At 52.9% G+C, this 12,575-nt stretch carries 12 protein-coding genes; 2 read left to right on the top strand and 10 right to left on the bottom strand.

Going from position 1 to position 12,575, the window contains the following annotated elements; all coding sequences use genetic code 11:
* Positions 1-14: 14 nt before the first annotated feature.
* The 3 genes from AC5FXQ_RS05360 to AC5FXQ_RS05350 form a co-directional block, all read right to left on the bottom strand.
* Positions 15-875: a restriction endonuclease gene (locus AC5FXQ_RS05360; RefSeq protein ID WP_493601462.1), complete on the bottom strand. Its 861-nt coding sequence runs from the start codon at positions 873-875 to the stop codon at positions 15-17.
* A 79-nt stretch (positions 876-954) separates the two neighbouring features.
* Complete coding sequence (locus AC5FXQ_RS05355) at positions 955-1,812, bottom strand: DUF4488 domain-containing protein (RefSeq protein WP_493601461.1); 858 nt, start codon at positions 1,810-1,812, stop codon at positions 955-957.
* Positions 1,813-1,883: 71 nt separating this feature from the next.
* A complete protein-coding gene (locus AC5FXQ_RS05350; protein WP_493601460.1) occupies positions 1,884-2,408 on the bottom strand; it encodes a DUF2911 domain-containing protein in 525 nt (174 codons plus the stop codon).
* 187 nt (positions 2,409-2,595) lie between these two features.
* Here AC5FXQ_RS05350 and AC5FXQ_RS05345 point away from each other — a divergent pair, with 187 nt between their 5' ends.
* Positions 2,596-3,720, top strand: a complete 1,125-nt coding sequence (locus AC5FXQ_RS05345; RefSeq protein ID WP_493601459.1) for a hypothetical protein — start codon at positions 2,596-2,598, stop codon at positions 3,718-3,720.
* Between the two features lie 216 nt (positions 3,721-3,936).
* Here the strand turns inward: AC5FXQ_RS05345 and AC5FXQ_RS05340 are convergent, their stop codons facing one another.
* Genes AC5FXQ_RS05340 through AC5FXQ_RS05320 form a run of 5 tightly spaced genes read right to left on the bottom strand, consistent with a single transcriptional unit; the run spans position 3,937 to position 10,290 of the window.
* Positions 3,937-5,598: a M1 family metallopeptidase gene (locus AC5FXQ_RS05340; protein WP_493601458.1), complete on the bottom strand. Its 1,662-nt coding sequence runs from the start codon at positions 5,596-5,598 to the stop codon at positions 3,937-3,939.
* Between the two features lie 55 nt (positions 5,599-5,653).
* Positions 5,654-6,919: an NAD(P)/FAD-dependent oxidoreductase gene (locus AC5FXQ_RS05335; RefSeq protein ID WP_493601457.1), complete on the bottom strand. Its 1,266-nt coding sequence runs from the start codon at positions 6,917-6,919 to the stop codon at positions 5,654-5,656.
* A gap of 1 nt (position 6,920) precedes the next feature.
* A complete protein-coding gene (locus AC5FXQ_RS05330; RefSeq protein WP_493601456.1) occupies positions 6,921-7,922 on the bottom strand; it encodes a 4-hydroxyproline epimerase in 1,002 nt (333 codons plus the stop codon).
* A 3-nt stretch (positions 7,923-7,925) separates the two neighbouring features.
* The gene (locus AC5FXQ_RS05325) at positions 7,926-9,380 is read right to left on the bottom strand and encodes an aldehyde dehydrogenase (NADP(+)) (RefSeq protein WP_493601455.1); all 1,455 of its coding nucleotides are present in this window, start codon (positions 9,378-9,380) and stop codon (positions 7,926-7,928) included.
* Positions 9,370-10,290: a dihydrodipicolinate synthase family protein gene (locus AC5FXQ_RS05320; protein ID WP_493601454.1), complete on the bottom strand. Its 921-nt coding sequence runs from the start codon at positions 10,288-10,290 to the stop codon at positions 9,370-9,372. Before AC5FXQ_RS05320 ends, AC5FXQ_RS05325 begins: the two co-directional genes overlap by 11 nt.
* Before the next feature lie 123 nt (positions 10,291-10,413).
* Between AC5FXQ_RS05320 and AC5FXQ_RS05315 the strand changes: the two genes are divergently transcribed.
* The gene (locus tag AC5FXQ_RS05315; RefSeq protein WP_493601453.1) at positions 10,414-11,298 is read left to right on the top strand and encodes a helix-turn-helix domain-containing protein; all 885 of its coding nucleotides are present in this window, start codon (positions 10,414-10,416) and stop codon (positions 11,296-11,298) included.
* 79 nt (positions 11,299-11,377) lie between these two features.
* Here the strand turns inward: AC5FXQ_RS05315 and AC5FXQ_RS05310 are convergent, their stop codons facing one another.
* Complete coding sequence (locus AC5FXQ_RS05310) at positions 11,378-11,569, bottom strand: cold-shock protein (RefSeq protein WP_007659836.1); 192 nt, start codon at positions 11,567-11,569, stop codon at positions 11,378-11,380.
* A gap of 227 nt (positions 11,570-11,796) precedes the next feature.
* Positions 11,797-12,564 (bottom strand): S1/P1 nuclease, encoded by a 768-nt coding sequence (locus tag AC5FXQ_RS05305; protein WP_493601452.1) that lies wholly within the window; start codon positions 12,562-12,564, stop codon positions 11,797-11,799.
* Positions 12,565-12,575: the final 11 nt, after the last annotated feature.

Genomic DNA, 12,575 nt, shown 5'->3' with positions numbered 1-12,575 from the left:
CTATCTGCTGCGTTTTACCTCCTATAATAGCCGTTGCAAAGATTCTCTACTTCCTTGAGCACACGTCTGGCTCGGTCGTCACGCAGACCTATACTTTGGAGCAGTTCTTCTTCGTGCAGCAGCTCACTGCAGAGCACAACTTTCTGATCGAGCAGGCGCTGCTTTTCAGAATTTGTCAGCGTAGTCAGGCAGGTGAGGGGGTAAAGGTGGAAAGAGTCCACCATGTCTTTCAAACCGCCTTTGGCAGGGTAGTCCCAACCAATAAGTCGCATCTGCATGCAGGTGGCGTAGCGGATGGCGTCTTCCGTGAAGCGGGTGTTGGTCATCACCCATACCTCGTGAAAGCGGATCTCATACTCGTGCTCTGATGGCCATACCTTCTCCACGTCTTTGTAGCGGGAATGAATGTACATGGGTACCTTCACATCCGATTTGTTGAGGTGCATGTTGTGGTATTTGCACTCGATCATCGCCCGTTTCCCGTCCTTCAGCGCAATCACGTCTATTTCATGGCGCACGCAGTGACCGTCTACAAACACGCCGATCTCGGTGGTATAACCCTGCGCCCGCAGTATCTCTGCCACAAATTTCTCGAAAGGAAAGCCTGATGGACCCAGCTGCATGATGCCTTGTTTCAGACTATAGCGGGCAGCGGCGGTGTTTGAAATGCGCCTGAGAATGCCGTAGGCTTTGCGGTAAATCTTGCGGGTGGAGATGCCGGAGGTGAGTTCAGGTGCCAGTTGTCGGATGACCTCGTCGGCCTGTTGTTCGTCGGCACCGGACTTACGAAGTGAGAGCCGGAGTTTACCGACAGAGAAAAGTACTTTTTCGCCAGAAGCTTTTGTCACGACCAATTGGTCCAGTGTATCCTCCATAATAGGCTTGGTTATCGGGCGATCAAGTTCAGGAAAGCATGGCAGATATACAACACATACCTGCCATACCTGACCTAAATTAATCTTTTGAGATGCGGGACCAGATTTCGTTTATCGGGTTGCCGGTGCTGCTCTGGCCGGAGTGATGCCAGTTGCCGTCCTTCACTTCAAAGTTAAAGCTGAGCGACATGCCCACACGGCTGCTGTCGCGGGAAAAGAACTCGATGTTTTCGGTATACTTGCCGTTTTCAGCGGTATAGGTGCCGCCTCCTGTGCCGAAAAACTGGCCGGTCTCAGAGTTGAAGGCGATCCACTGGAAGCGGGTGCCGGAAAGCACTTTAAGCGTTTTGCGAGGTCCCGGACGCATGGTGTTCATCTGTCCGTCGCGCTCACGCCCTGTGATGCGCCACGTGCCTGCAAGCGGAGAGTTGCTGTTGCTCTCATTGATACGGCTCCAGGTATCGGTTACGCCATCTTTGCCCATCGTCCACTGGTTGTTCTCCAGTTTGTAGTCCGCCGAGGTTGTCGTACCTACCTGTGTGGAGTCCAGGGTGTTGAACTCGTGGCGAAACGTAATCTCTCCGTTTGAGGTCGTGTAGGTGCCGCCGATGGTGCCCAGGAACTGCTTATTTTGCTGGTTGAACCGCGCAATCGTAAAGAAGCCATCCTGCACCAGCATCACCACCTCATTACCCTGTCCGTCTGTTGTTCTCCAGGCTCCTTCCAGCTGTGTGGCTTGCTGCACAGCATTTTGAGAAGTGCTGGCGGTTTGCGTAGTTCCACCTGCACTGGCAGTGGCGGTGGTTGTTGAACCGGAATTAGCGGAGGCACTTGCGGTGGTTGACTCATCAGCTGGTGCTGTCGTGGAAGTGCCGGCGCAACCGAGTAGGAACAGGAGTGCCATTCCGGTTGCTGTGTTTTTCAGTAGTTTTATCATGGTTGTATCAGTATGGGTTTGACATAAAAAAAGCCGCAGATACAAGGTATAGGCGGCTTTTCTCTGTAAGGTTATTTTATCTTAACTGGCAGCTCCAGCTTCTCCCAGCGCATCAGGATGCCATTGCGGACAACATGGTAGGAGAGGCGCTCGTGCATGGCCATGGTGTTGCGTGGCTTCACATTCACCCGCAGTGCATCCTGCCGTTCATCGTATTCTGTGCCCCACTGGCCCGTGGCTTTGTTGAAGATCACAGTCCACTGGTTTTCGCCGGGGATGGTGTAGAAACTGTATTTGCCTTTAGCCAGGTGACGTCCTTCTACCAGCACATCCCTGCTGAATTCGATTGTGGTGGCCTCGTTGGCACCGGCACGCCATACCTTGCCGTAAGGTACCAGCTCACCCCATACCTTACGGTTCTTCACGGCAGGGCTGCTGTACTCGATGGTAACCAGTGCGTCGCCTATTTTACCGGAAGCCGTAGCGGGTGGACTAGGCCGGTTGCTTTTATTGCCGTTTTGTGCCATTACCAGCATTGGACCTAACAACAGGACACAAACCAGCAAGTGTTTTACAAAATGGAAGTTAATCTTCATAGATAAGAAACGAAATTATGATACCTGAATGCTTGGCTAAGATAGTTAAAAATATAGACTGCATTGCAAAAAAATGGTTTAATGCTTGCGGTTGAAATATTATGATAAACAGCTGGGCGCACACTGAACGAAAGCGGGTCAGGCTTCTGTTTTAGCTATACCTTAACAGAATTAGCATTACCTATTCATGAAATACTTTCTTAAATCCAGGGGCAGCGCCTTCGTAGCGGTTTGCTTGCTGCTTGTCTGTTTTTACCTGGGTGTGGCAGGTATAGCCGCGGCTCCTGTGGTTGACAATACAGAGCCGATCGTACTGCGCACCGAAAAGCTGCCTTTTACGCCGCGTGAGTTTTACATCGCCAACGTAATCGACGAGCGCTCAGATAAGAAAGCAGTTGCCTACCTGCTGCCACTAACGGGAGCGGGCAAGGCGCAGCCTGTCGATCTGCAGGGTGGGGGCTACAAAGCTTTGCGCGAGTTCATCAACAAAGGCATACCCGCGAACAAGTCGCTGCGACCTGTGGTGATTCGCCTGAAAGAAATGCAGGTGAAAGAAGCGCAGTCTGCGGCTGGTCGTGTGGCCGGTACCATAGCTGTGGTGATGGCTTTTGAAATGGAGCGTGACGGGGAGACGGTGCAGCTGCTGCAATACAAAGGCGGCGGACGCTACGAGCGCCCAGTGGGCCGAAACGAAGTCACAGAACCTGCGCTGCGCCAGTCCATCAAGGAAGCCCTGCGCTACCTGAACACCTGGATGGACCGGGAAGCGAACACGAACCCGAAACTGGCCAAAGGTATAAAGGTGACTTTTACGGACTATACCGCACCCGCCGATCATGACACGGTGTTCTACGACCCGGGCAGACCTCTGAACTGGAATGACTTTAAAGCGGATGTGAACCGCACGAGCCGTTACGCTGCCACTGTGTTTCCTAGCTTTGCCTACGAAGGCGAGACTGAGGTAAAAGACGGCATCATCCACCTCAACCTCAACATGAAGGTATACGTGCTGAAAAGCTCGTCCTGGGTGAAGGAAAATGCCCGAAACCCTTACGGACTCAACCACGAGCAGCGGCATTTTGATATCGTAAAACTGGTGTCGGAGCGCTTTAAGCAGAAGATAAAGCCGGAAGACTTGTCCCTGGCCGACTACAACAGCAACATCCAGTACCTTTTCATTGAATCATATCGCGAGATGAACCAGCTGCAGGACCAATATGACTCCGAAACCCGTCACGGCCTAGACACAGCAGCCCAGGAACGCTGGAACCAACGCCTGGAGCAGGAGCTCAAAGCAATGCAAGTGAAATGAGTTTAGGGGTTTGAGAGTTTAGGAGTGAGGATTAGTAGGGGGCCGGATTTAATAAATATTTTACTTCGCAGATCTCGCGCCATATAAGTCAGAGCAATGTGTAGAGCCGTTAAGTAGAAAGATACTGTCCTAAAACAGAAGGCCTGCCAGAAATTTCTGGCAGGCCTTCTGTTTTAAAATTTGACAATCTTCTTAAACTCTCAAACTCCCCAACTCTTAAACTCCTAAACTCTTCTCCTGCACATAGAAGTTCGGGTCGATGGTCAGTTTGGTGCCGGCTTTTACTTTCTTTATTTCTTTCCAATCAGTAGTGGGCTCGAGCCACTGCTCTTCGCCGTTCAGGTATACCTTCACCGGCATATCGAAACCTTCCACCGCATTGGCCCAACGGTACGTTAGCTTTTTCCTCTCCAGTCGGTACTCCAGTGTAGGGATGCGGGTGTCGCGCAGGTACTGGTCGAAGAAGCGGCTGAGGTCACGGCCTGCGTGTTGTGAGAGGTAATTTTCGATCTGCTCTGTGGTTACTGTTTGGTGGTAGAAATCCTTGTTGAGCCCACGAAGGATGCCGCGCCACTTTTCGTCGTCGTTCACAACCTGGCGCAAGGTATGCAGCATGTTGGCACCTTTCGGATACATATCGCCGGAGCCGCTTTTGTTTACGTTGTAATAGCCGATGATCGGGCGGTCGTTGCGGATGTTCTGGCGTATACCGATCACGTATTCGCTGCCCGCCTGCTTGCCGTAGTGGTATTCCACGAAGAGCGGTTCGGAATAGGTCGTGAAGCTCTCATGGATCCACATGTCCGCCACATCCTTGTAGGTGATGTTATTGGCGAACCATTCGTGACCTGTTTCGTGGATGATGATGTAGTCAAATTTCAAGCCCCAGCCTGAGCCACTCAGGTCGCGACCGCGGTAGCCGTTCTGATAGCCGTTGCCATAGGTAACAGAGCTCTGGTGCTCCATACCCAGGTAAGGAGCCTCTACAAGCTTATAGCTGTCTTCATAAAAAGGGTAGGGGCCAAACCAGTGTTCAAAGGCATCCAGCGTTCTGAGCACATCTTTGAACTGCACCTTCGCCTTTTCCAGGTTGTCGCGCAGCACCCAGTAGTCGCAGTCCAGCACGCCTTTCTCGCCCTGGTACTTCTCCCCGAAATGTACATAGTCACCTATGTTGATGTTCACGCCGTAGTTGTTGATCGGGTTGGTCACGGCCCAATGGAAGGTGCGGGTACCGTCTTGGTTTTCATCCACGCCACGCAGACGACCGTTTGACACGTCTGTTAAGTCTTTGGGAACCGTCACGCTCATCAGCATACTGTCCGGTTCGTCGTACATGTGGTCTTTGCAGGGCCACCACAGACTCGCACCGGCTCCCTGGTTTGAACTGGCGACAAACGGTTTGCCGCGCTCATCACGTTTCCAGGTAATGCCGCCGCTCCAGGGCGGGTTTTTGCTTACCTGCGGCTTGCCGCCATAGTATACCTCTACCTCGTTCTGAGCCCCTTCATGCTGCGCCTCTACCAGCTGCACAAAGTAGGCATTGCCTTCCTGCCGCACATTCAGCTGCTTGCCGTTTTGAAGCACACGCTCCATCCGCATAGGAGGCTGCAGATCGATCTGCATGATCTGGTAAGGCTCCAGCACTTTGTAGCGGATCGTGTTTTTACCGTGGATGCTGCTGTCAGCCGGGTTCACGCTGATATCGAGGTGGTAGTGCGTGAGGTCCCACCAGGCACGCTCGGGTGTGATGGTGCCGCGCAGCGTATCTTGCCGGGTGAAGGTAGGGGCTTGCGCCTGTGCCGATACAGCACTCAAGGTAAGCAGTGCCATCGCAGCCGGAAGCACGACCTTGAGAGGCAGGGTGAATTTTTTCATAGTGTTCACTTTTTAACTGATCATTAAAGATAGCTGAATTTTGTAAAACGATTTGCTATTTCAGGAGCTGATAGCTGGCCTGGTGATACCTGTCCGGTGAAAAAGCGTCGCTCAGCACACTCTCTTTTTGGTGCATCAACTGCTCCGCCAGTACCTTGCCGGTTGCCGGCGCCAGACTAACGCCCATCATGCTGTGGCCGGTGCCGAAGAATACATTGTTCCAGCGCTGGGTATAGCCAATGTAAGGCAAACCATCCGGAGAGCAGGGACGAAGTCCGCTCCAAACGTTCTCTTTCTGAGGCAGCCGACATTTGAAATTGGTATAGTAGCGGGCTATGGAAGCATGTATACCCTGTACCCGTTTCATGTTGATGTGCCGGTTGGCAGGGGTGATCTCCATGGTGCCGCCAAAACGTACTTTATCTCCGTAAGGCGTCACGGCGACACGCTCTTCAGTGAGAATAGTTGGCCGCTGTATAGCCGGATTGTTGTTCACCACGAAACTGTAGCCTTTGCCGCCCAGCATGGGCAGGTTGAGTTGCAGCTTGCGGGCCACCTCACCCGACCAGGATCCGGCGCAGACGATGAGGTGATCTGTGGCTATGTCGCCTTTGTCAGTCACAACGGCCGTGACACGCCGACCGGTGGTTGCAAAGTTGAGTACCTCCAGATGCGATACCATGGAAACGCCTCTATCGAGCAGGAGGCGGTGCAGACAAGCTGAAAGTGCCGCCGGATTCAGGTGCGCATCGCCCGGGAATAATACCCCTCCCAGTACATCTAATTCCAGGTTAGGTTCTAGCCCCTGCACGTCCTGCGGTGACAGGATCTCTGCCTCCAGACCATGCTGCCGTGCCAGCAAGGCAAACTCCTTTTCCTCGTGTGCGCCTTCTGCTGTTTTATAGAGCATCAGCAGTCCATCCTGCTTCAGCTCTATCTCCGGGTGCTGGGCAGCGAAATCCAGGTATAGACTCTTGCTCAGCAGACTCAGGTTTTTGAGATAGGGGATGCTGTTGGCAACATGCTGGGGCGTAGCAGCTCTGTAGAAATGCATGCACCACTGCATCAGCCTGCGGTCCAGTCGCGGGTGTATGTAGAAGGGACTGGTGGAAGAAAGCATCCAGCGAAGCCCTTTGCTGATGATGCCCGGTGAAGCCAGCGGAATAATGTGGCTTGGCACGAGCATACCGGCATTGCCGATGCTGCAGTTGTCGCGTAGATCGCCTTTGTCGATGATCGTGACACTGAAACCTTCTTCGGTCAGATACCAGGCGGTAAACATCCCGATGATGCCGCCTCCAACGATGACTACTTTGCTCATATCAGATCACCTGAAAACCGTGTACATAAGGGTCATCGTCATCCAGGAAGATCGTGTTCAAACCAGTGACCATCGCCCAGCCTTCTATACCTGGCAGTATGGCCGGTCTCCCGGCTACGGAGGTTTCACCTTCTATCGTGCCTTTGAAGACGGAGCCGATATAGCTTTCGTGGATAAATTCCTGCCCCGGCTGCAGCAGTCCCTTCGCATACCACTGCGCCATTCGGGCCGAGGTGCCGGTGCCGCAGGGCGATCGGTCAATGGCATTGTCGCCATAGAACACCGCATTGCGGGCCGTGGAAGTAGCAACAAGGGGTTCGCCAGCCCAGAGGATGTGGGAGAGGCCTCGGATGGTGTCATTTTCGGGGTGCACAAAGGTATAGCGCTCGTTCATGCGCTTGCGAATTTCCCGGCTCCAGGAAATCAGTTTATCGGCTGTGAAATCCTGTATACCTGAAAAATTCTCCTGCGGATCGATGATGCCGTAGAAGTTGCCGCCATAGGCCACGTCGAGTTTAAGCTCGCCCAGATCGGGGCACTCCACCGTCAGGTTCTCCGCTTCCAGGTAGGAGGCTACGTTGGTCAGCTTCACCGTCTTTACTTTTTTGCCTTCCTGGGTATAGCTTACCTTCACCAGTCCGGCCGGTGTTTCAAGCCGCAGCTGTCCAAGAACTTTCGGTGTGATCAGGCCCTCCTCCAGGGCGATGGTGACGGTGCCGATGGTGCCGTGTCCACACATGGGCAGACATCCGCTTGTCTCAATATAGAGCACGCCTATGTCATTCTCAGGGTCGTGTGGCGGGTAGAGGATGCTCCCCGACATCATGTCATGACCTCGCGGCTCGAACATCAGTCCACACCTGATCCAGTCATACTCGCGCAGAAAGTGCTGACGCTTTTCGCTCATGTTGCTGCCCTGCAGAATAGGACCACCGCCTGCAACCAGCCGAACGGGGTTGCCGCAGGTATGGGCATCGATGCAAAAGAAGGTTTTCCGTGCCATGACCTAGATGCTGTCCTGTGTAAGTTGCCCGTTGATCGTGCGCCACACCTTATGCGGATTTTCATCCTTCAGCTCTTCTGGCAGAAGCGCCTGCGGTGCCGACTGGAAAGTAACCGGCCGTGCGAATCGTTTGATGGCGTAGGTGCCAACCGATGTAGAGCGGCTGTCGGTAGTAGCAGGGAAAGGTCCACCGTGCGTCATGGCAGGAGAAACTTCCACACCGGTTGGTACACCAGAGAAGAGTATTCGACCGCATTTTTCACGCAATGTTTCTACCAGTTTCTCCGATTCGGTGAGTTCCTGTTCTGTACCCCAGACCGTGCAGGTCAGCTGCCCCTGTAGCTTGCTGGCCACCTGCTCCAGTTCCACTTTGTTTTCATAGGTCACAATCATGGCATAGGGTCCGAATACCTCCTCCTGCAAGGTAGGGTGCTGCAGCCAGTGCTGAGCAGTCGTTTTAGCCAGGGCTGCGCCGCCCGTTAGCAGATCTTCAGCCGGAGCCAGGATCATTTCCACGCCCTCGTGCGTGTGCAGACCTTTTAAGTTCTGGTAATAATTGCTGCAGATGGTTTCGTGTAGCATTTTTTCGGCAGGAGCGTCCCGCAGTTTCTCTGCGAATGTCTCCAGAAAGGTATGGCTCGTCTCTGAGGCAGGGTAGAAGACAAGGCCCGGGCAGGTGCAGAACTGCCCCACACCGAGCAGCACCGACTGGGCTGCCAGCGCCGCCAGTTGCTCACCGTTACCGGTGGCTTTTTCCGGAAGCACGAAGATCGGGTTCACACTGCCCATTTCGGCAAACACAGGTATAGGCACTTCCCGCTGACAGGCCAGGTCGAAGATGGCTTTACCTCCTTTAAAGGAACCTGTGAACGCAACGGCCTTCGCCTGCGGATGCTGCACCAGTTGCTGCCCGACGTCCACGCCACCGCTTACATGCTGGAATATACCCTCCGGTAGTTCGCAGCGTTGCAGGGCCTTTTGGATGGCTCTGCATACCAGTTGTGAGGTTTTCGGATGGGCGGGATGCTCTTTGTAGATGACCGGGCAACCTGCTGCCAGGGCAGAGGCCGTGTCGCCGCCGGCAGTGGAGAAAGCCAGCGGAAAATTGCTCGCCCCAAACACCACCACCGGCCCCAGCGGAATAAGTATGCGCCGCAGGTCCGGACGAGGTAAAGGCGTTCGGTCAGGTATAGCCGTGTCAATCGTAGCCTCCAGCCAGCTGCCTTCCTCCACCAGCGAAGCAAACAGTCGCAACTGACCTACTGTACGGCCCCGCTCCCCGGTTAGTCTTGCCAGCGGCAGGTTCGATTCTAGGTGTGCCGTCTCCAGCAGCTCATCGCCCAGTTGCTCTATTTCTTCGGCAATGCTGCGCAGCAGTTCTGCCTTTGCGGTGGCAGGTAGCTTTTTATACCTGCCGAAAGCCATGTTGGCTTTCGTGAATATTGCATCAAATGACATGGTCGATCTCTTTTAAGTTTGGCAATGCGGGACGGGTGCGTATACCTTCTTCAATGATGGCCAACACGCGCTGCCGTTCTTCACCGATCAGCGGAAGTCGCGGTGCGCGAATATGCTCGGTACCCAGTCCGACCTGTTGCTCGGCCAGCTTGATGTACTGCACCAGTTTCGGGTGGATGTCCAGCTCCAGCAGCGGCAAAAACCAGCGGTAAATGTCGCGGGCCTCCTGTATGCGTCCGGCCTGCACCAACTTATAAATAGCCACCGTCTCTTTCGGAAAAGCACAGACCAGGCCAGCAACCCAGCCATGTGCGCCCATCACCAGACTTTCCATCGCCAGTGTATCCACGCCACAGAGTATTTTGATCCGGTCGCCGTAGCGGCTACACATGCGGGTAACGTTGGAAATGTCCCGGGTTGACTCCTTTACCGCCTGAATGTTGTCATGTTGCAGCAGCTCGTCAAACATCTCCAACGTCACCAGCGTCTTGTAGTCAGTTGGGTTGTTGTAGATCATAATAGGAAGCGAAGTGCTGTCGGCCACGGCTCTGAAGTAGGTGACCACTTCACGGGCATCGGCGGGATAGCGCATGGGCGGGAGCAGCATCAGGCCTTTCGCACCGATTTCTTCTGCTTCTCTTGCCCGCTGTACAGCCTCCCGGGTAGCGCCTTCTGCTATGTTGAGAATGACCGGCACTTTATCGTCTACATGGGCAATGGTGCGTGCGGTCAGTTCCTGTTTTTCAGGTATAGTGAGTACACTTGCTTCGCCCAAGGTGCCCCCTAGGATAATGCCGTCAACACCTGCTTCCAGCTGTGCATCTACGTTGCGGAGGAATGTGTTATAGTCAATGGCCCCATCCGCATAAAACTTGGTGGTGAGGGCAGGGTATACGCCGTTCCAGTTCATAAGCTTTTCTTTTTATCAAAAGTAGCTCACATCAAGCGCCTTATCTTCCACAGGATTAGTGAATAATGGTACTATATTGACCTTATGCTGGTGAATATCTGCTAAAATGATTAATATGGTATTATGAAGAAGGTGATCCCATTTAAGATTCCAAAGTCAAGCAAGGAGTTTGTGCGCTTTCAGGAGGACAGACAGCCTTATTTCTATGACAAACTGCACCAGCATCCCGAGATCCAGCTGAGCTGCATCCTGAAGGGGGAGGGGAAGCTGATCGTGGGCGATTATCTGGGGCGCTTTAAACCGGGTGATATTTTTCTGCTGGGCCGCGACGTGCCGCATGTTTTCCGCAGCGACAAGGTATACTATGAAACAGACGGCAGGCTGGAATGCCATGACCTGATCGTGTTCTTTGACACGGAGGCATTGGGACAGGCTTTTTGGGAGGCAGAGGAGCTTCAGGAAGTCAGAAGCTTTCTCGACAAATTGAAAGGCTGCTACCAGGTGCAGGGAATCAACGTGCCAACATTCACGCGGCAGGTAGAACTGCTGAAGGAAAAATCAGGGCTTGACAAGATGCTGGCCGGTTTAGAGTTGCTGCAGGTGCTGTTGCAGGAAGCAAAGTTGGAGCGGCTTAATCTGGATGACCGGGTGCAGGACCTGTCGGAACGGGAGGGCAGGCGCATGGACCAGGTGCTGCACTTTCTGGTAGAGCAGAGCCACCGGGCTATATCTTTGGAAGAAGCAGCGGCCGTTTCCAATCTGAGCAGGGAGGCCTTCTGCCGTTTTTTCAAGGAAAGAACCCGCAAGACGTTCACAGCTTTCCTGAACGAGATCCGGGTCGGGAATGCCTGTCATATGCTCAGGAAGGAAGACGCTACCATTGCCAGTGTGGCTTTCTGCGTGGGCTTCTCCAATCTCTCACATTTCAACCGGGTGTTCAAAAACATCATGGGTTGTTCTCCCAAGGTATACCGCCAGGCAGGCCGGGAGAAATTGAAATACGATTAAAAGCGAACTATAATCAACGACAAAGGGCCCCGCATGCTGCGGAGCCCTTTGTTTGTTTTACGATTTATATATAACCAGACTAAGCCAGTTTCACATTTACCGCGTTTAGTCCTTTTTTGCCTTCTTTTACTTCGAATGTTACTTCGTCGTTCTCTCTGATCTCGTCGATCAAACCTGTTACGTGTACGAAGTACTCTTCGTTTGTTTCACTGTCTTTGATAAAACCGAAACCTTTGGTTTCATTAAAGAATTTTACTTTTCCGTTACTCATGATGTTTTGTTGTTAATACATGTTAGACACTGCAGAACGGTAAATCGTTCATACTAGGTTACAACTTTTTGCAAAAATTTTAAAATTATGCCTTTCTGTCGTTTCAAGGCCCATTATTTTTTTTAAACGCGCTTTCCTCAAACTTAGTCTTTCTGAAACAGACAAAAAAAAATCCGGCAGCCAGGTATAGCGCTGCCGGATTTCATCAGGTATAAGCTGTCTATTGCTTAGCCGTAGATCTGGTTTAGCAAACCGGCCAGACGAACGCCCGCCTGCAGAATGCGCTGCTCTACTGTGCTGAAGTTATCGTAGCTGTAGCGGTAGCTCAGGCGACCATCTTCCGGTATATTGTATACCTGCTCCCTCAACTGTACAGACTCATAAGCCCAGTCGCGCACGCCGGTTGACTGCCAGCTTTTCACCTGATCTTTTGATGGTGTGCCCACAAATCTGGCCAGTTCAGTAAAGCTTAGGTTTTTGCCGTCGATCATGTCGCTGTCCCATACGCGGTGCAGGTTGGAGGGCTGTCCGAACCACTGCAGTTTCACCGCGTTGCCGCCCATGTCGCCTTCTTTGCCCACGTGCAGTGGCTGGTGCAGGTCACCTACCAGGTGCACCAGGTACTTCAGGTACTCCTCTTCCTGCTGTGCGGTCAGGTTTCCGGCTTTCAGCACAGTCACCAGTTCCTCAATCTTCATGATGATGTCACCATTCGGGTTCTTTTCCGTGTGCTCGTACTTCATGCCGCCCGGTACGGTTACCCAGTGCCAGTCGTGCGTGTGGTTATAAGCTGCGTCCGATTTGATATCGTCCATCCACACCGACACTTCTGCCAGGGAATTATCGGCCAGAACTCTGGTGATCTTCTTCTTCGCTTTTTTGCTCAGGTGCTGCTCCGCTATCAGACCCACGGCACGGTGTCCGTTTTGCCCCCAGGCCATCGCCTGTGACACAAACAGGGGGATAAATAGCAGAATACAAACTATTTTTTTCATCGATAAAATTA

This window comes from Pontibacter sp. LHS1 (genome assembly GCF_058932855.1).
Note: the sequence above shows the minus strand (reverse complement) of the source record. Positions and strands in the feature narration are given on the sequence as shown.